Below are 19,100 nucleotides of genomic sequence, written 5' to 3'. Positions count from 1 at the left end.
AACGTGGGCACGATCGGTCACGTTGACCACGGCAAGACCACGCTGACGGCAGCGATCACGACGGTTCTCACGCAGAAGTTCGGCGGCGAAGCGAAGGCGTACGACCAGATCGACGCAGCGCCGGAAGAAAAGGCGCGCGGTATTACCATCAACACCGCGCACGTCGAGTACGAAACGGCTAACCGCCACTACGCACACGTCGACTGCCCGGGCCACGCCGACTACGTGAAGAACATGATCACGGGCGCCGCGCAGATGGACGGCGCAATCCTGGTGTGTTCGGCTGCTGATGGCCCGATGCCGCAAACGCGTGAGCACATCCTGCTGGCCCGTCAGGTTGGCGTGCCGTACATCATCGTGTTCCTGAACAAGTGCGACATGGTGGACGACGCCGAGCTGCTCGAGCTCGTCGAAATGGAAGTGCGCGAACTGCTGTCGAAGTACGACTTCCCGGGCGACGACACCCCGATCATCAAGGGTTCGGCCAAGCTGGCGCTGGAAGGCGACAAGGGCGAGCTGGGCGAAGTGGCGATCATGAACCTGGCCGACGCGCTGGATTCGTACATCCCGACGCCGGAGCGTGCAGTTGACGGCGCGTTCCTGATGCCGGTGGAAGACGTGTTCTCGATCTCGGGTCGCGGCACGGTGGTGACGGGTCGCGTCGAGCGCGGCATCGTCAAGGTCGGCGAGGAAATCGAAATCGTCGGTATCAAGCCGACGGTGAAGACGACCTGCACGGGCGTGGAAATGTTCCGCAAGCTGCTCGACCAAGGTCAGGCAGGCGACAACGTCGGTATCCTGCTGCGCGGCACGAAGCGTGAAGACGTGGAGCGCGGCCAGGTTCTGGCCAAGCCGGGTTCGATCACGCCGCACACGCACTTCACGGCTGAAGTGTACGTGCTGAGCAAGGACGAAGGCGGCCGTCACACGCCGTTCTTCAACAACTACCGTCCGCAGTTCTACTTCCGTACGACGGACGTGACGGGCTCAATCGAGCTGCCGAAGGACAAGGAAATGGTGATGCCGGGCGACAACGTGTCGATCACGGTCAAGCTGATCGCTCCGATCGCCATGGAAGAAGGCCTGCGCTTCGCAATCCGCGAAGGCGGCCGTACCGTCGGCGCCGGTGTCGTGGCGAAGATTATCGAGTAAGAGCCAGAAATCTTCTCGGTAGTTAGTGGTTTCGGGGTCGGCAATGTCCGTCGACCCCAAATGGTTTAGGGGTATAGCTCAACTGGCAGAGCGTCGGTCTCCAAAACCGAAGGTTGGGGGTTCGATTCCCTCTGCCCCTGCCAAAATTCTCGCGCCAAGTGGCGCTGTTTAAGGTGTTATGGCGAATCCTTCCGTCGAAACTGTAAATACTTCCGGCGACAAGTTGATGTTGGTGGCGGGCGTATTGTTGGTCTTGGCCGGGTTCGTTGGATTCTTCTGGCTCTCGGGCCAAGAATGGTACGTCCGCGGCGCAGCGCTTGCTGTTGGTGTCATCGCTGGTGTCGCCGTCGGTCTGCTCTCTGCGCCGGGCAAGGGTTTCATCGCTTTTGCCAAAGACTCGTACAAGGAAGTCCGCAAGGTTGTCTGGCCGACTCGCAAAGAGGCCACGCAAACGACCCTGGTGGTCTTCGCGTTTGTTCTGATCATGGCCATCTTCCTTTGGCTTAGCGATAAGTCGATCGAATGGGTGATTTTCTCGGCGATTCTGGGTTGGAAATGATATGAGCGATACTCCGACATCCCCGAGTGGAAAGCGTTGGTATGTGGTGCACGCCTACTCCGGCATGGAGAAGAGCGTGCAACGTGCGCTTCAGGAGCGCATCGAGCGCGCAGGCATGCAAAATCAATTCGGTCAGATTCTTGTCCCGACCGAAGAAGTTGTTGAAGTAAAGGGCGGCCACAAATCGGTCACCGAGCGTCGTTTCTTCCCGGGTTACGTCCTGGTCGAAATGGAAATGACGGACGAAACGTGGCATCTGGTCAAGAACACGGCCAAAGTAACCGGTTTCGTTGGTGGTGCGCGCAATCGCCCGAGTCCCATCTCGCCACGTGAAGTCGAAAAGATCATGTCGCAGATGCAGGAAGGCGTCGAGAAGCCGCGGCCGAAGACGCTCTTCGAAGTCGGCGAGATGGTCCGCGTGAAGGAAGGTCCGTTCACCGACTTCAATGGCAACGTCGAAGAAGTGAATTACGAAAAGTCCCGAGTGCGTGTTTCTGTCACGATTTTCGGGCGTTCGACGCCGGTCGAACTCGAGTTCGGTCAGGTCGAGAAGCTTTAATCGAATACATCGCGCGTGGCTTTCGGGCCATCGCGCGATTCGCGCTTACGGTCCGCGTCATGACCGTTGAGGAGCGTCAGTAGTCGGCAACGTCGAACGCGCGCTATCACTCACCGAACGCTCACGCGTTCAGCAGAGGTTTTCAACATGGCAAAGAAAATCATCGGCTTTATCAAGCTGCAGATTCCTGCAGGTAAAGCCAACCCGTCGCCGCCGGTCGGTCCGGCACTGGGCCAGCGTGGCCTGAACATCATGGAGTTCTGCAAGGCGTTCAACGCGCAGACTCAGGGTATGGAGCCGGGTCTGCCGGTGCCGGTCGTCATTACGGCATTCGCGGACAAGAGCTTCACCTTCATCATGAAGACGCCGCCGGCTACCGTTCTGATCAAGAAGGCGGCCGCAGTGCAGAAGGGTTCGAGCAAGCCGCACACCGACAAGGTCGGCAACATCACCCGCGCTCAAGCGGAAGAAATCGCGAAGACCAAGATGCCGGATCTTACGGCAGCTGATCTGGATGCAGCCGTGCGTACGATCGCCGGCAGCGCGCGTTCGATGGGCATCACTGTGGAGGGCGTGTAAATGGCTAAGCTTTCTAAGCGCCTTCAGGCATTTGCGAACAAGGTTGATCGTCAGAAGCTGTACGCGATCGACGACGCGCTGGCTCTCGTGAAGGAATGCGCGAGCGCCAAGTTCGACGAGTCGATCGACGTTGCAGTGCAGCTCGGCATCGACGCGAAGAAGTCGGATCAGGTGGTTCGCGGCTCCGTGGTTCTGCCGGCTGGTACCGGCAAGTCGGTTCGCGTCGCAGTGTTCGCGCAAGGCGACAAGGCTGAACAGGCTCGCGCAGCTGGCGCAGACGTGGTCGGCATGGAAGACCTGGCCGAGCAAGTCAAGGCCGGCAATCTGAATTTCGACGTCGTGATCGCTTCGCCGGACACGATGCGTGTCGTCGGTACGCTGGGTCAGATCCTCGGTCCGCGTGGTCTGATGCCGAACCCGAAGGTCGGTACGGTTACGCCGGACGTCGCTCAAGCGGTCAAGAACGCGAAGGCGGGTCAGGTTCAGTTCCGCGTCGACAAGGCCGGTATCATCCACGGCACGATCGGTCGCGCATCGTTCGAGCCGGCATCGCTGCGTCAGAACCTGTCGGCGCTGATCGAAGCGCTGCAAAAGGCGAAGCCGGCGACCAGCAAGGGCGTGTACCTGCGCAAGATCGCTGTGTCGAGCACGATGGGTGTCGGCGTTCGCGTGGATCAAGCCACGCTGGCGCAACAGTAAGAATTTCGAGCGCGGTCAGGTGACCGCGCTTCATATGGGCTTTGGGCGGTTGCAAGATTGCAGTTTCGATTGAGCAACCGGTTGTCAAAGACCGTTGGTGGCGGTGCAGCAGGCAGGCATTGCCTTAATTCAAGCCAACGCAGATGGCGAACCCGAAACAGTTTTGCAGTGGTTGAAGTCGGTTATCGAGCGTCGTGAGACGTCTCACCAATCGATCGAAATACTCCTAACAGTCGGACGCCGTTGTTGAACGTGGTGCATGAGGGTAGTTCGCCCGAGTGCATCGAATCTGGAGGTTTAACCGTGCCACTGAACAAAGAAGATAAGCAGGCAGTCGTCGCTGAAGTCGCCGCGCAAGTCGCGAAGGCTCAGACGATGGTGCTCGCTGAGTATCGTGGGATCACGGTTGGCGATCTGACCAAGCTGCGCGCGAAAGCGCGTGAGCAACAGGTGTATCTGCGCGTGTTGAAGAACACGCTGGCGCGTCGCGCCGTCGAAGGTACGCCGTTCGCTCCGCTGGCTGAGCAGATGACCGGTCCTCTGATCTACGGCATCTCGGAAGATGCCATTGCCGCTGCCAAGGTCGTCAACGACTTCGGCAAGAGCAATGACAAGTTGATCATCAAGGCTGGTTCCTACGAAGGCAACGTGATGGACAAGGCAGGCGTGCAAGCGCTGGCCAACATCCCGAGCCGCGAAGAACTGCTCTCCAAGTTGCTGTTCGTCATGCAGGCACCTGTTTCCGGCTTTGCGCGCGCTCTGGCCGCGCTGGCTGAAAAGAAGCAGGGCGAAGCTGCGTAACGACCGCGCTTGGGCGCTAGTCGCTTAAGTTAGGCAAAGCTAGATCGCTAGCTCGATCCGAATTCAATCTAGGAGTATTTCACATGGCAATCGCAAAAGAAGACATCCTCGAAGCCGTTGGCTCGATGTCGGTGCTGGAACTGAACGAGCTGGTCAAGGCGTTCGAAGAGAAGTTTGGCGTGTCGGCTGCTGCTGTCGCAGTTGCTGGCCCCGCAGGTGCCGGTGGCGCCGCTGCTGCTGCTGAAGAGCAGACGGAGTTCACCGTGAACCTGCTCGAAGCAGGCGCGAACAAGGTTTCCGTCATTAAGGCTGTTCGTGAACTGACGGGTCTCGGCCTGAAGGAAGCGAAGGATCTGGTTGACGGCGCACCGAAGCCTATCAAGGAAGCGGTGCCCAAGGCTGCTGCTGAAGAAGCCAAGAAGAAGCTGGAAGACGCTGGCGCGAAGGCTGAAATCAAGTAAGTTTCATTGCGCTATGCGAAGGCTGGCGGTTTTTCACCGCCGGCCTTTTTGTGCTTTGTGGGGACGTAGTTTGTATGCTGGTCAGCAAGCATAAATGTCTCCACAGAAGCCAAAGATAACGGTCGAAACGGCAGAATTCTCCGATTGTTCTCTTTGTCTTCTGAAGCGACTGCAGAAGGCAAGTTTGGTCGGGTAGCGGGAAACACAGGCATCCGCTGCCGTCAGCCAGCGGTTGGTAGCGGCCAACCACCAAGCTTCTAGATTCGCGCGTCCTCCCCGGACAGTTGCGCGGGTCTCAGTCGGTGAACACCGGGCTGTGGCATCGAGGTATCCCGCCTCGGTAACGCCCGCCGTGATTCGGAGATCGTATGCAATATTCCTTCACCGAGAAGAAGCGTATTCGCAAGAGTTTCGCGAAGCGCCCCATCGTTCACCAAGTTCCCTTTTTGCTGGCGACCCAGCTTGAATCATTCCAGACGTTTCTGCAAGCGGACACGTCTTCCTCGCAGCGCAAGTCCGAAGGCTTGCAGGCTGCGTTCAGCTCTGTTTTCCCGATCGTCTCGCACAACGGTTTCGCGCGTCTCGAGTTCGTCAGCTACATGCTGTCGCCGCCCGCGTTCAACATCAAGGAATGCCAGCAGCGCGGTCTGACGTACTGCTCGGCGCTGCGCGCGAAAGTGCGCCTGGTTCTGCTCGACAAGGAATCGCCGAGCAAGCCGGTCGTCAAGGAAGTGAAGGAGCAGGAAGTGTACATGGGCGAAATTCCGCTCATGACGCCGACGGGTTCGTTCGTCATCAACGGTACCGAGCGCGTGATCGTGTCGCAGCTCCACCGTTCGCCTGGCGTGTTCTTCGAGCACGACAAGGGCAAGACGCACAGCTCCGGCAAGCTGCTGTTCTCGGCTCGTATCATTCCCTATCGTGGCTCGTGGCTCGACTTCGAATTCGATCCGAAGGACGTGCTGTACTTCCGCGTCGACCGTCGCCGCAAGATGCCGGTCACGATCCTGCTGAAGGCTATCGGCATGTCGCCGGAGCAGATCCTCGCGAACTTCTTCGTGTTCGACAACTTCGCGCTGATGAGCGAAGGCGCGCAAATGGAATTCGTGCCTGAGCGTCTGCGCGGCGAAGTCGCGCGCTTCGACATCCAGGATCGCGATGGCAACGTCATCGTCACGAAGGACAAGCGGATCAACGCGAAGCACATTCGCGACCTCGAAAACGCCAAGACGAAGTTCATCTCGGTGCCGGAGGAATACCTGCTCGGCCGCGTGCTGGCGAAGAACGTGATCGACCCCGAAACGGGCGAAGTGATCGCGAACGCCAACGAAGAAATCACGGAAACGGTTCTCGAGAAGCTGCGCGAAGCGAAGGTCAAGGACATCCAGACGCTCTACACGAACGATCTGGATCAGGGTCCGTACATTTCGTCGACGCTGCGTATCGACGAAACTGCCGACAAGATGGCCGCGCGCATCGCGATCTACCGCATGATGCGCCCGGGCGAGCCGCCGACCGAAGAAGCGGTCGAGGCGCTGTTCAACCGTCTGTTCTACAGCGAAGACGCGTACGACCTGTCGAAGGTCGGCCGCATGAAGTTCAACCGCCGCGTCGGCCGTGACGAAATCATCGGACCGATGACGCTGCAGGACGACGACATCCTCGCGACCATCAAGATCCTCGTCGAGCTGCGTAACGGCAAGGGCGAAGTGGACGATATCGACCACCTCGGCAATCGTCGCGTGCGTTGCGTCGGCGAGCTCGCGGAGAACCAGTTTCGCGCGGGTCTCGTGCGCGTCGAACGGGCTGTGAAGGAACGCCTCGGCCAGGCCGAAAGCGAAAACCTGATGCCGCACGACCTGATCAACTCGAAGCCGATTTCGTCGGCGATTCGCGAGTTCTTCGGTTCGTCGCAGCTCTCGCAGTTCATGGACCAGACCAACCCGCTGTCGGAAATCACGCACAAGCGTCGCGTTTCCGCACTGGGCCCGGGCGGTCTGACGCGCGAGCGCGCGGGCTTCGAAGTCCGCGACGTGCATCCGACGCACTACGGCCGTGTGTGCCCGATCGAAACGCCGGAAGGTCCGAACATCGGTCTGATCAACTCGCTCGCTCTGTACGCGCACCTCAACGAGTACGGCTTCCTCGAAACGCCGTACCGCAAGGTCGTGGACAGCAAGGTGACGGATCAGATCGACTATCTGTCGGCGATCGAAGAAGGCCGCTACGTGATCGCGCAGGCGAATGCCGCCGTGAGCGAAGACGGCACGCTGACCGACGAACTCGTGTCGTCGCGTGAAGCGGGCGAAACGCTGATGGTCACGCCGGACCGCATCCAGTACATGGACGTGGCGCCGTCGCAGATCGTGTCGGTGGCTGCATCGCTGATCCCGTTCCTCGAGCACGACGACGCGAACCGCGCGTTGATGGGTTCGAACATGCAGCGTCAGGCCGTGCCTTGCCTGCGTCCGGAAAAGCCGGTCGTCGGTACGGGCATCGAGCGCACGGTCGCGGTCGACTCGGGCACGACGGTTCAGGCGCTGCGCGGTGGCGTGGTGGATTACGTCGACGCGGGCCGTATCGTGATTCGCGTGAACGACGATGAAGCCGTGGCCGGCGACGTCGGCGTGGACATCTACAACCTGATCAAGTACACGCGTTCGAACCAGAACACGAACATCAACCAGCGTCCGATCGCGAAGGTCGGCGACAAGGTTGCGCGCGGCGACGTGCTGGCTGACGGTGCATCGACGGATTTGGGCGAGCTCGCGCTCGGCCAGAACATGCTGGTCGCGTTCATGCCGTGGAACGGCTACAACTTCGAAGACTCGATTCTGATATCGGAGAAGGTCGTTGCGGACGATCGCTATACGTCGATCCACATCGAAGAACTGAATGTCGTTGCTCGCGACACGAAGCTCGGACCGGAAGAAATCACGCGCGATATCTCGAACCTCGCGGAAGTGCAGCTTGGCCGTCTCGATGAGTCGGGCATCGTGTACATCGGCGCGGAAGTCGAGGCGGGCGACGTGCTGGTCGGCAAGGTCACGCCGAAGGGCGAAACCCAACTGACGCCGGAAGAAAAGCTGCTGCGCGCGATCTTCGGCGAGAAGGCATCGGACGTGAAGGATACGTCGCTGCGCGTGCCCTCGGGCATGAGCGGTACGGTCATCGACGTGCAAGTGTTCACGCGCGAAGGCATCACGCGTGACAAGCGCGCGCAACAGATCATCGACGACGAACTGAAGCGTTATCGCCTCGATTTGAACGACCAGCTGCGCATCGTGGAAGGCGACGCGTTCTCGCGTCTCGCCCGCATGCTGAACGGCAAGGTCGCGAATGGCGGTCCGAAGAAGCTCGCGAAGGGCACGAAGATCGACCTCGCGTACCTCGAAGATCTCGATCACTACCACTGGTTCGACATCCGCCTCGCGGACGAAGAAGCCGCGGCACAGCTGGAAGCGATCAAGGACTCGATCGAGCAGAAGCGTCACCAGTTCGATCTCGCGTTCGAAGAGAAGCGCAAGAAGCTCACGCAAGGCGACGAACTGCCGCCGGGCGTGCTGAAGATGGTCAAGGTGTATCTCGCCGTGAAGCGTCGCCTGCAGCCTGGCGACAAGATGGCGGGTCGTCACGGTAACAAGGGTGTCGTGTCGAAGATCGTGCCGATCGAAGACATGCCGTACATGGCCGATGGCCGTCCGGCCGACGTCGTGCTGAACCCGCTCGGCGTGCCGTCGCGGATGAACGTGGGTCAGATTCTCGAAGTGCACCTCGGCTGGGCCGCGAAGGGTCTCGGCTGGCGCATCGGCGAGATGATGCAGCGTCAGGCGAAGATCGAAGAAATGCGTCAGTTCCTCACGCAGATCTATAACGAGTCGGGCCGTCAGGAAGAGCTGGACAAGTTCTCCGACGACGAGATCCTCGAACTCGCGAAGAACCTGCGCGAAGGTGTGCCGTTCGCGACGCCGGTGTTCGACGGCGCGACGGAACACGAAATGACGCGTGCGCTCGATCTGGCGTTCCCGGACGACATCGCCACGAATCTCGGCATGACGCCGTCGAAGAACCAGGTCACGCTGTACGACGGCCGCACCGGCGAAGCATTCGAGCGCACGGTCACGGTCGGCTACATGCACTACCTGAAGCTGCACCACTTGGTCGACGACAAGATGCACGCACGTTCGACCGGTCCGTACTCGCTCGTCACGCAGCAGCCGCTGGGTGGTAAGGCGCAGTTCGGTGGTCAGCGCTTCGGTGAGATGGAAGTGTGGGCACTCGAGGCGTATGGCGCGTCGTATGTGCTGCAAGAAATGCTGACGGTCAAGTCGGACGACGTGACGGGCCGGACGAAGGTTTATGAGAACCTCGTCAAGGGCGATCACGTCATCGACGCGGGCATGCCGGAATCCTTCAACGTGTTGGTGAAGGAAATCCGCTCGCTCGGTATTGATATCGATCTGGACCGCAACTAATCGGACTACGGAGAGAAAGCAATGAAAGCTCTGCTCGATCTATTCAAGCAAGTCCAACAAGAAGAAGTTTTTGATGCGATCAAGATCGGCCTCGCGTCGCCCGACAAGATTCGTTCTTGGTCGTTCGGCGAAGTGAAGAAGCCGGAGACCATCAATTACCGCACGTTCAAGCCGGAGCGGGATGGTCTGTTCTGCGCGAAGATTTTTGGTCCGATCAAGGACTACGAATGCCTGTGCGGCAAGTACAAGCGCCTGAAGCATCGCGGCGTGATCTGCGAGAAGTGCGGCGTCGAAGTGACGCTGGCCAAGGTGCGCCGCGAACGGATGGGCCACATCGAACTGGCCTCGCCGGTCGCGCACATCTGGTTCCTGAAGTCGCTGCCGTCGCGTCTGGGCATGGTGCTCGACATGACGCTGCGCGACATCGAGCGCGTGCTGTACTTCGAAGCATACGTGGTGATCGATCCGGGCATGACGCCGCTGAAAGCGCGGCAGATCATGACCGAAGAGGATTACTACAACAAGGTCGAAGAGTACGGTGACGAGTTCCGTGCCGAAATGGGCGCGGAAGGCGTGCGCGAACTGCTGCGCGCGATCAACATCGACGAACAGGTCGAGACGCTGCGCACGGAACTGAAGAACACCGGTTCCGAAGCGAAGATCAAGAAGTACGCGAAGCGCCTGAAAGTGCTCGAGGCTTTCCAGCGTTCGGGCATCAAGCCTGACTGGATGGTGCTCGACGTGCTGCCGGTGCTGCCGCCGGAACTGCGTCCGCTCGTGCCGCTGGACGGCGGCCGTTTCGCGACGTCGGACCTGAACGACCTGTATCGCCGCGTCATCAACCGTAACAACCGGTTGAAGCGTCTGCTCGAACTGAAGGCGCCTGAAATCATCGTCCGCAACGAAAAGCGGATGCTGCAGGAAGCCGTCGATTCGCTGCTCGACAACGGCCGTCGCGGCAAGGCGATGACCGGCGCGAACAAGCGTCCGCTGAAGTCGCTCGCTGACATGATCAAGGGTAAGGGCGGTCGTTTCCGTCAGAACCTGCTCGGTAAGCGTGTGGACTATTCGGGCCGTTCGGTGATCGTGGTCGGCCCGACGCTCAAGCTGCATCAGTGCGGTCTGCCGAAGCTGATGGCGCTCGAACTGTTCAAGCCGTTCATCTTCAACAAGCTGGAAGTGATGGGCGTCGCGACGACCATCAAGGCCGCGAAGAAGGAAGTCGAGAACCAGACGCCGGTCGTGTGGGACATTCTCGAAGAAGTCATTCGCGAGCATCCGGTGATGCTGAACCGCGCGCCTACTCTTCACCGTCTCGGCATTCAGGCTTTCGAGCCGGTGCTGATCGAAGGTAAGGCGATCCAGCTGCATCCGCTCGTTTGCGCGGCGTTCAACGCCGACTTCGACGGCGACCAGATGGCCGTGCACGTTCCGCTGTCGCTCGAAGCGCAGATGGAAGCGCGCACGCTGATGCTGGCGTCGAACAACGTCCTGTTCCCGGCCAACGGCGATCCGTCGATCGTGCCGTCGCAGGATATCGTGCTGGGCCTGTACTACGCGTCGCGCGAAGCGATCAACGGCAAGGGCGAAGGCATGACGTTCACGGGCGTGTCGGAAGTGATCCGCGCGTACGAGAACAAGGAAGTCGAACTGGCATCGCGCGTCAACGTGCGTATCACCGAAATGGTGGCGAACGAAGACCAGAGTGAAGGTGCGCCGAAGTTCGTGCCGAAGATCTCGCTGTACGCGACGACCGTCGGCCGTTCGATCCTGTCGGAGATTCTGCCGCCGGGCCTGCCGTTCACGGTGCTGAACAAGCCGCTGAAGAAGAAGCAGATTTCGCAGCTGATCAACACGGCGTTCCGCAAGTGCGGTCTGCGCGAAACGGTGATCTTCGCCGACCAGCTGATGCAAATGGGCTTCCGTCTCGCAACGCGCGCCGGTATCTCGATTTGCGTCGACGACATGCTCGTGCCGCCGCAGAAGGAAACCATCGTCGGCGACGCCGCGAAGAAGGTGAAGGAATACGACCGTCAGTACATGTCGGGTCTCGTCACCGCGCAGGAGCGCTACAACAACGTGGTCGACATCTGGTCGGCAACGTCGGAAGCGGTCGGCAAGGCGATGATGGAGCAGCTCGCAACGGAGCCGGTGGTCGATCGCGACGGCAACGAAACGAAGCAGGAGTCGTTCAACTCCATCTACATGATGGCCGACTCGGGCGCGCGTGGTTCCGCGGTGCAGATTCGTCAGCTCGCCGGTATGCGCGGCCTGATGGCGAAGCCGGACGGCTCGATCATCGAGACGCCGATTACCGCGAACTTCCGCGAAGGCCTGAACGTGTTGCAGTACTTCATCTCGACGCACGGCGCTCGTAAGGGTCTGGCGGACACGGCGTTGAAGACCGCGAACTCGGGTTACCTGACGCGTCGTCTCGTCGACGTGACGCAGGATCTGGTCGTCGTCGAAGACGATTGCGGCACGTCGAACGGCGTGGCGATGAAGGCGTTGGTCGAAGGCGGTGAAGTCGTCGAAGCGCTGCGTGACCGTATTCTCGGTCGCGTCGCGGTGGCGGACGTCGTCAATCCGGAAACGCAGGAAACGATCTACGCTTCGGGCGATCTGCTCGACGAAGATGCAGTGGAAGAAATCGAGCGCCTCGGCATCGACGAAGTGCGCGTGCGCACGCCGCTCACCTGCGAGACGCGTTATGGCCTGTGCGCCGCGTGCTACGGCCGCGACCTGGGCCGCGGTTCGCGCGTGAACGTCGGTGAGGCAGTCGGTGTGATCGCTGCTCAGTCGATCGGCGAGCCGGGCACGCAGCTGACGATGCGTACGTTCCACATCGGTGGTGCGGCATCGCGTGCGGCGGTGGCTTCGACGGTGGAAGCGAAGAGCAACGGTACGCTGCGCTTCACGGCCACGATGCGTTACGTCACCAACGCGAAGGGCGAGCAGGTCGTCATTTCGCGTTCCGGCGAGGCGATCATCGCGGACGACTTCGGTCGCGAGCGTGAGCGTCACAAGATTCCGTACGGCGCAACGCTGCTGCAACTCGACGGCGCTGCGATCAAGGCCGGTACGCAACTGGCTCAATGGGATCCGCTGACGCGTCCGATCATCACCGAGTGGGGCGGTACGGTGAAGTTCGAGAACGTCGAGGAAGGCGTGACGGTCGCGAAGCAGATCGACGACGTGACCGGTCTTTCGACCCTGGTCGTGATCGACGCGAAGCGTCGTGGCTCGCAGGCTGGCAAGAGCGTGCGTCCGCAGGTGAAGCTGCTCGACGCGAACGGCGAGGAAGTGAAGATCCCGAACACCGAGCATTCGGTGCAGATCGGCTTCCAGGTCGGCGCACTGATCACCGTGAAGGATGGTCAGCAGGTGCAGGTCGGTGAAGTGCTGGCGCGTATCCCGGTTGAAGCGCAGAAGACGCGTGACATTACCGGTGGTCTGCCGCGCGTGGCCGAACTGTTCGAAGCGCGCTCGCCGAAGGACGCCGGCATTCTGGCGGAAGTCACGGGCACGACGTCGTTCGGTAAGGACACGAAGGGCAAGCAGCGTCTCGTCATCACGGACCTCGAGGGCAATCAGCACGAGTTCCTGATCGCGAAGGAAAAGCAGGTGCTGGTGCACGACGGTCAGGTCGTCAACAAGGGCGAAATGATCGTCGACGGTCCTGCCGATCCGCACGACATCCTGCGTCTGCAGGGTATCGAGGCGCTGTCGCGCTACATCGTGGACGAAGTGCAGGACGTGTACCGTCTGCAGGGCGTGAAGATCAACGACAAGCACATCGAAGTGATCGTGCGTCAGATGCTGCGCCGCGTGCAGATCGTCGACAACGGCGATACGCGTTTCATTCCTGGCGAACAAGTCGAGCGTTCGGACATGCTCGACGAGAACGACAAGATGATCGCGGAAGACAAGCGTCCGGCGACGTACGACAACGTGCTGCTCGGTATCACGAAGGCATCGCTGTCGACCGATTCGTTCATCTCGGCGGCGTCGTTCCAGGAAACGACCCGCGTGCTGACCGAAGCGGCGATCATGGGCAAGCGCGACGATCTGCGTGGCCTGAAGGAAAACGTGATCGTTGGCCGTCTGATTCCGGCCGGTACGGGTCTCGCGTTCCACAAGGCGCGCAAGGCGAAGGAATCGTCGGATCGCGAGCGTTTCGACCAGATCGCGGCCGAAGAGGCTTTCGACTTCGGTACGCCGGAAACGCCGGCGGCGGAGCAGCAGCCGCACACCAACGAGTAAGCGTCTCTCGCTAGTAGCATCGATGAACCGCTCAGCTTCGGCTGGGCGGTTTTTTTTCGTCTGCACGTTTCGCTGCCGGCATCGTCCGAATGGCTAACGCCGGTTTCACGCGCTAATGCGTTGGTAGAATTCGTTATCTCCCACGTCGCAGTGCGCGCTTTTCCACATGTCCCGGTCGCTCGAAATACTCAACGAAATCTTCGGCTATCCCGCATTTCGCGGACAACAGGCGGAGATCGTCGAGCATGTCGCGAACGGCGGCGATTCCCTCGTGCTGATGCCCACCGGCGGCGGCAAGTCGCTGTGCTATCAGATACCGTCGCTGGTACGGCGCGAGGCGGGTTTCGGCGCAGGCATCGTCGTGTCGCCTCTCATCGCGTTGATGCAGGATCAGGTCGCCGCGCTGACCGAGGTGGGCGTGCGCGCCGCGTATCTCAATTCCACGTTGTCCGGCGCCGAAGCAGCCGCGACCGAGCGCGCCCTGCGCAACGGCGAGATCGACTTGCTGTATGTCGCGCCTGAACGCCTGATGACACCGCGCTTTCTCGATCTCCTCGACAGCGCGCCGGTCGGTCTTTTCGCGATCGACGAGGCACATTGCGTTTCGCAATGGGGGCACGATTTCCGCCCTGAATACATTCAGCTTTCCGTGCTGCACGAGCGGTTTCCCGATGTGCCGCGCATCGCGCTCACCGCGACCGCCGATGCGATCACGCGCGACGAAATCGTGCATCGCCTCGCGCTCGACGACGCGCGCATCTTCGTTTCGAGCTTCGATCGGCCGAACATTCGTTATCGGATCGTCGAAAAGGACAATGCGCGCTCGCAACTGCTCGATTTCATCCGCGCGGAGCATACGAACAAGGACGGCACCACCGATGCGGGCGTCGTCTATTGTCTGTCGCGCCGCAAAGTCGAGGAAACCGCGGACTGGCTGAAGGGCCAGGGCATCCGCGCGTTGCCGTATCACGCGGGCATGGAGTTCGAGACGCGCCAGAAGCATCAGGAGATGTTCCAGCGCGAGGAAGGCATCGTCATGTGCGCGACCATCGCGTTCGGCATGGGCATCGACAAGCCGGACGTGCGCTTCGTCGCGCATCTGGATTTGCCGAAGAGCGTCGAGGGCTACTACCAGGAAACCGGACGCGCGGGCCGCGACGGCTTGCCGGCGAACGCGTGGATGGCTTACGGATTGGGCGACGTCGTGCAGCAGCGGAAGATGATCGACGAATCCGACGCCGACGACGCCCACAAGCGGGTGCAGACCGGCAAGCTCGATGCACTGCTTGGACTTTGCGAGGCGGCCACGTGCCGCCGCGTGCGTTTGCTCGCGTACTTCGGCGAGACGAGCACGCCGTGCGGCAATTGCGATACGTGCATCGAGCCGCCCGCGTCCTTCGATGCCACTCGCGAGGCGCAGATGGCGCTGTCGTGCGTGTATCGCGCACAGCGGGCGAGCGGATTCCATTTCGGTGCCGGGCACCTGATCGACATTCTGCGCGGCACGCGCAGCGAAAAGGTCCTGCAACGCGGCCACGAGAAAATTTCGACGTTTGGCGTCGGCGCGGCGCTGTCCGAGCCCGAGTGGCGCGCAGTGTTCCGGCAATTGGTGGCGTTCGGCTATCTCGCAGTCGATCACGACGGCTTCGGCGCGCTCGTTCTGACGGATGCCAGCAAGCCAGTACTCAAGGGCGAAGAGCGCGTCACGCTGCGCAAATACGTGAAGCCGACGCGCGCGCGGCAGTCGTCGAGCCGCACGGGCGAACGCGCGGATCCGACCGCAGGCATGTCACCGCGCGAGAAGTCGCGCTGGGAGCGCTTGCGGACCTGGCGCGCGGAAACCGCAAAAAGCGACGGCGTGCCCGCCTACGTCATCTTCCACGACGCGACGCTCGCCGAAATCGCGCGCAGCGACCCCGATACGATCGACGACTTGCGCCATATTCCCGGCATCGGCGTGCGCAAACTGGAGCGTTTCGGCGACGAACTGCTCGACGTCGTCGGTTCGGATTGAGATTCGTCGCTCGAAAATCCATCGAAATCGTCGCAACGTATTGACCCAATTGCGATTTTCAGAATATCATGCTTGGTTCTCGTCATCGGTCCGTCTTCGGATCTGGCCTAGTGCCGGATGCGAAGCGCGGGAATCGTCGGCGAGATCGCTAAACACGCAATTCATTTCGCTTTGCCCGATCGAATTGCGTGGATTTTGTTCATTTTTAGGATTAGACAATGCCAACCATCAATCAACTGGTTCGCAAAGGCCGCGCGTCGGAAACGACGAAGAGCAAGTCGCCGGCCCTGCAGGACTGCCCGCAGCGTCGCGGCGTGTGCACCCGCGTGTACACGACGACGCCGAAGAAGCCGAACTCGGCACTCCGTAAGGTCGCCAAGGTTCGCCTGACCAACGGCTTCGAAGTCATTTCGTACATCGGCGGTGAAGGCCACAACCTGCAAGAGCACTCGGTCGTGCTGATCCGCGGCGGCCGTGTGAAGGACTTGCCGGGTGTGCGTTACCACATGGTTCGCGGCTCGCTGGATACCCAGGGCGTCAAGGACCGTAAGCAAGCTCGCTCGAAGTACGGTGCGAAGCGCGCTAAGGCTGGCAAGTAAGTCGCCGGTCGGAAGTAACGAATCAAGGTCGCCGCAAGGCGGTAAAGGCGGTGGTGCCGGAAGTGCCGGTGCTATCGAGTAAGTGGTCACCCGGCCAAGCTGGTTTAGTCGAATAGATGGATCGGGTTAGTTGGTGGCCGCGGAGCGGGGAATCGCTCCAACTGAAAAAGTAAAGGAAGAATCATGCCGCGTCGTCGCGAAGTCCCCAAGCGGGAAGTGTTGCCGGATCCGAAGTTCGGCAACGTAGATGTAGCCAAGTTCATGAACGTGCTGATGCTCTCCGGCAAGAAGTCGGTTGCCGAGCGTATCGTGTACGGCGCTTTTGAACAGATCCAGACCAAGGGTGGCAAGGACCCGCTGGAAGTGTTCACGGTTGCGCTCAACAACGTGAAGCCGGTGGTCGAAGTGAAGAGCCGTCGCGTTGGTGGTGCGAACTATCAGGTTCCGGTCGAAGTGCGTCCCTCGCGTCGTATGGCATTGGCGATGCGTTGGTTGCGTGAAGCCGCGAAGAAGCGCAGCGAAAAGTCGATGGCCCTGCGTCTCGCAGGTGAACTGCAGGAAGCGGCTGAAGGCCGTGGTGGCGCAATGAAGAAGCGCGACGAAGTTCACCGCATGGCAGAAGCCAACAAGGCATTCTCGCACTTCCGTTTCTAAGCTCCCGCTCACCGGGCAAACGGAAAATCAGGGCGGGTGCGCTAGTTTTGGCGCCTCGCCCGTTTGTGTTAGGACGCGGCCGGTATTTCGCCGGCGCGTCGACCGAAAAAGGATCCAAAGTGGCTCGCAAGACACCTATCGAGCGCTACCGCAATATCGGTATTAGCGCTCACATCGACGCCGGCAAGACGACGACGACCGAGCGCATCCTGTTCTACACGGGCGTGAACCACAAGATCGGTGAAGTTCACGACGGCGCAGCAACGATGGACTGGATGGAGCAGGAGCAGGAGCGCGGCATCACCATCACGTCGGCTGCTACCACGGCCTTCTGGAAGGGCATGGGCGGCAACTACCCCGAGCACCGCATCAACATCATCGACACGCCGGGACACGTCGACTTCACGATCGAAGTGGAACGCTCGATGCGCGTTCTCGACGGCGCGTGCATGGTCTACTGCGCAGTGGGCGGCGTGCAGCCGCAGTCGGAAACCGTGTGGCGCCAGGCGAACAAGTACAAGGTTCCCCGTCTCGCGTTCGTCAACAAGATGGACCGTACCGGCGCGAACTTCTTCAAGGTCTATGACCAACTGAAGAACCGCCTGAAGGCGAACCCGGTTCCCGTCGTCGTGCCGATCGGCGCTGAAGAAAACTTCAAGGGCGTCGTCGACCTCCTGAAGATGAAAGCGATCATTTGGGACGAAGCATCGCAAGGCACGAAGTTCGACTACGTCGACATCCCGGCCGAACTCGTTGACACGTGCAACGAGTGGCGGGAGAAGATGATCGAGTCGGCTGCGGAAGCCAGCGAAGAGCTGATGGAAAAGTACCTCGGCGGCGAAGAGCTGAGCGAAGCGGAGATCGTCAAGGCGATCCGCGACCGGACCATCGCGTGCGAAATCCAGCCGATGCTGTGCGGCACCGCGTTCAAGAACAAGGGCGTGCAGCGCATGCTCGACGCCGTGATCGACTTCCTGCCGTCGCCGGTCGACATTCCCCCGGTTACGGGCGAACTCGAAAGCGGTGAAAAGGCCGAGCGTCGCGCAGCCGACGACGAGAAGTTCTCGTCGCTGGCGTTCAAGATCATGACGGACCCGTTCGTCGGTCAGCTGATCTTCTTCCGCGTGTACTCGGGCGTCGTGAATTCGGGTGACACCGTGCTGAACGCGACCAAGGACAAGAAGGAACGTCTGGGCCGTATTCTGCAGATGCACGCGAACCAGCGCGAAGAAATCAAGGAAGTTCGCGCGGGCGACATCGCCGCGGCCGTCGGCCTGAAGGAAGCGACCACGGGCGACACGCTGTGCGATCCGCAGCACCCGATCGTTCTGGAACGCATGATTTTCCCGGAACCGGTGATTTCGCAGGCAGTCGAGCCGAAGACGAAGGCTGACCAGGAAAAGATGGGCCTGGCGCTGAACCGTCTCGCGCAGGAAGACCCGTCGTTCCGCGTCCAGACGGACGAAGAATCGGGCCAGACCATCATTTCGGGCATGGGCGAGCTCCACCTCGAAATTCTGGTCGACCGCATGAAGCGCGAATTCAACGTGGAAGCGACCGTCGGCAAGCCGCAGGTTGCATACCGCGAAACGATCCGCACGACGGCGGCAGACGTCGACGGCAAGTTCGTCAAGCAGTCGGGTGGTCGCGGCCAGTACGGTCACGCGGTCATCACGCTCGAGCCGAACGAGCAGGGCAAGGGCTACGAGTTCCTGGACGAGATCAAGGGCGGTGTGATTCCGCGCGAATACATCCCGGCAGTGGACAAGGGCATCCAGGAAACGCTGAAGTCGGGCGTGCTGGCTGGCTTCCCGGTTGTGGACGTGAAGGTTCACCTGACGTTCGGTTCGTACCACGACGTCGACTCGAACGAAAACGCGTTCCGCATGGCCGGTTCGATGGCCTTCAAGGAAGCAATGCGCAAGGCAAGCCCGGTCATCCTCGAACCGATGATGGCTGTGGAAGTCGAAACGCCTGAAGACTACATGGGCAACGTGATGGGCGATTTGTCGGGCCGTCGCGGTATCGTCCAGGGCATGGAAGACATGGTTGGCGGCGGCAAGATCGTCCGCGCCGAAGTGCCGCTGTCGGAAATGTTCGGCTACTCGACCTCGCTGCGTTCGCTGACGCAAGGCCGTGCAACGTACACGATGGAATTCAAGCACTATGCTGAAGCTCCGCGTAACGTCGCCGACGCGATCATCAACGCCAAGGGTAAGTAATTCCCGCAAGTAATTCGGCGCAAGCCACAAGCTTTAAACCGATAACCAAACTTTTGAACGAAG

13 protein-coding genes and 1 tRNA gene are annotated in these 19,100 nt (G+C 60.6%); all 14 read left to right on the top strand.

Features of this window, described 5'->3' with window-relative positions; all coding sequences use genetic code 11:
• Window positions 1-1,152: elongation factor Tu (gene tuf / locus NCT05_RS15640; protein WP_250502672.1), on the top strand; the 1,152-nt coding region annotated here is incomplete at its 5' end.
• A 67-nt stretch (window positions 1,153-1,219) separates the two neighbouring features.
• A tRNA-Trp gene (locus NCT05_RS15635) sits at window positions 1,220-1,295 on the top strand.
• 35 nt (window positions 1,296-1,330) lie between these two features.
• A complete protein-coding gene (secE, locus tag NCT05_RS15630) occupies window positions 1,331-1,711 on the top strand; it encodes a preprotein translocase subunit SecE (protein WP_008343790.1) in 381 nt (126 codons plus the stop codon).
• A 1-nt stretch (window position 1,712) separates the two neighbouring features.
• On the top strand, window positions 1,713-2,270 hold the full coding sequence (gene nusG / locus NCT05_RS15625) for a transcription termination/antitermination protein NusG (RefSeq protein WP_008343792.1): 558 nt from the start codon (window positions 1,713-1,715) through the stop codon (window positions 2,268-2,270).
• Window positions 2,271-2,417: 147 nt separating this feature from the next.
• Window positions 2,418-2,849: a 50S ribosomal protein L11 gene (gene rplK, locus NCT05_RS15620; RefSeq protein WP_008343796.1), complete on the top strand. Its 432-nt coding sequence runs from the start codon at window positions 2,418-2,420 to the stop codon at window positions 2,847-2,849.
• Window positions 2,850-3,548 carry a 50S ribosomal protein L1 gene (gene rplA / locus NCT05_RS15615; RefSeq protein ID WP_008343797.1) on the top strand — a complete coding sequence of 233 codons (699 nt, stop codon included), beginning with the start codon at window positions 2,850-2,852 and terminating at the stop codon, window positions 3,546-3,548.
• Between the two features lie 303 nt (window positions 3,549-3,851).
• Window positions 3,852-4,349, top strand: a complete 498-nt coding sequence (gene rplJ / locus NCT05_RS15610; protein WP_034473109.1) for a 50S ribosomal protein L10 — start codon at window positions 3,852-3,854, stop codon at window positions 4,347-4,349.
• 83 nt (window positions 4,350-4,432) lie between these two features.
• Window positions 4,433-4,810, top strand: a complete 378-nt coding sequence (gene rplL / locus NCT05_RS15605) for a 50S ribosomal protein L7/L12 (protein WP_008343803.1) — start codon at window positions 4,433-4,435, stop codon at window positions 4,808-4,810.
• Window positions 4,811-5,178: 368 nt separating this feature from the next.
• The gene (rpoB, locus tag NCT05_RS15600) at window positions 5,179-9,285 is read left to right on the top strand and encodes a DNA-directed RNA polymerase subunit beta (protein ID WP_008343804.1); all 4,107 of its coding nucleotides are present in this window, start codon (window positions 5,179-5,181) and stop codon (window positions 9,283-9,285) included.
• Window positions 9,286-9,306: 21 nt separating this feature from the next.
• The gene (gene rpoC / locus NCT05_RS15595) at window positions 9,307-13,548 is read left to right on the top strand and encodes a DNA-directed RNA polymerase subunit beta' (protein ID WP_008343805.1); all 4,242 of its coding nucleotides are present in this window, start codon (window positions 9,307-9,309) and stop codon (window positions 13,546-13,548) included.
• A gap of 166 nt (window positions 13,549-13,714) precedes the next feature.
• Window positions 13,715-15,562, top strand: coding sequence for a DNA helicase RecQ (recQ, locus tag NCT05_RS15590; protein WP_008343806.1), 1,848 nt, complete (start codon window positions 13,715-13,717; stop codon window positions 15,560-15,562).
• Between the two features lie 218 nt (window positions 15,563-15,780).
• A complete protein-coding gene (gene rpsL, locus NCT05_RS15585) occupies window positions 15,781-16,161 on the top strand; it encodes a 30S ribosomal protein S12 (protein WP_006998493.1) in 381 nt (126 codons plus the stop codon).
• Window positions 16,162-16,344: 183 nt separating this feature from the next.
• A complete protein-coding gene (rpsG, locus tag NCT05_RS15580) occupies window positions 16,345-16,815 on the top strand; it encodes a 30S ribosomal protein S7 (protein WP_008343817.1) in 471 nt (156 codons plus the stop codon).
• Between the two features lie 119 nt (window positions 16,816-16,934).
• Window positions 16,935-19,037, top strand: coding sequence for an elongation factor G (gene fusA / locus NCT05_RS15575; RefSeq protein ID WP_008343818.1), 2,103 nt, complete (start codon window positions 16,935-16,937; stop codon window positions 19,035-19,037).
• The last annotated feature ends 63 nt before the right edge of the window (window positions 19,038-19,100 follow it).

The organism is Caballeronia sp. AZ7_KS35, from assembly GCF_023631045.1.
Lineage (GTDB): Bacteria > Pseudomonadota > Gammaproteobacteria > Burkholderiales > Burkholderiaceae > Caballeronia > Caballeronia zhejiangensis.
The sequence above is the reverse complement of the archived record's forward strand: the minus strand, read 5'-3'. Positions and strand labels throughout refer to the sequence as shown.

Excerpts from the sequence above, each read along its gene's own strand:
- rpsL (WP_006998493.1), top strand. The coding sequence starts at position 15,781 with ATGCCAACCATCAATCAACTGGTTCGCAAAGGCCGCGCGTCGGAAACG.
- rplL (WP_008343803.1), top strand. The coding sequence starts at position 4,433 with ATGGCAATCGCAAAAGAAGACATCCTCGAAGCCGTTGGCTCGATGTCG.
- rpsG (WP_008343817.1), top strand. The coding sequence starts at position 16,345 with ATGCCGCGTCGTCGCGAAGTCCCCAAGCGGGAAGTGTTGCCGGATCCG.
- rpoB (WP_008343804.1), top strand. The coding sequence starts at position 5,179 with ATGCAATATTCCTTCACCGAGAAGAAGCGTATTCGCAAGAGTTTCGCG.
- rpoC (WP_008343805.1), top strand. The coding sequence starts at position 9,307 with ATGAAAGCTCTGCTCGATCTATTCAAGCAAGTCCAACAAGAAGAAGTT.
- rplA (WP_008343797.1), top strand. The coding sequence starts at position 2,850 with ATGGCTAAGCTTTCTAAGCGCCTTCAGGCATTTGCGAACAAGGTTGAT.
- rplK (WP_008343796.1), top strand. The coding sequence starts at position 2,418 with ATGGCAAAGAAAATCATCGGCTTTATCAAGCTGCAGATTCCTGCAGGT.
- recQ (WP_008343806.1), top strand. The coding sequence starts at position 13,715 with ATGTCCCGGTCGCTCGAAATACTCAACGAAATCTTCGGCTATCCCGCA.
- secE (WP_008343790.1), top strand. The coding sequence starts at position 1,331 with ATGGCGAATCCTTCCGTCGAAACTGTAAATACTTCCGGCGACAAGTTG.
- nusG (WP_008343792.1), top strand. The coding sequence starts at position 1,713 with ATGAGCGATACTCCGACATCCCCGAGTGGAAAGCGTTGGTATGTGGTG.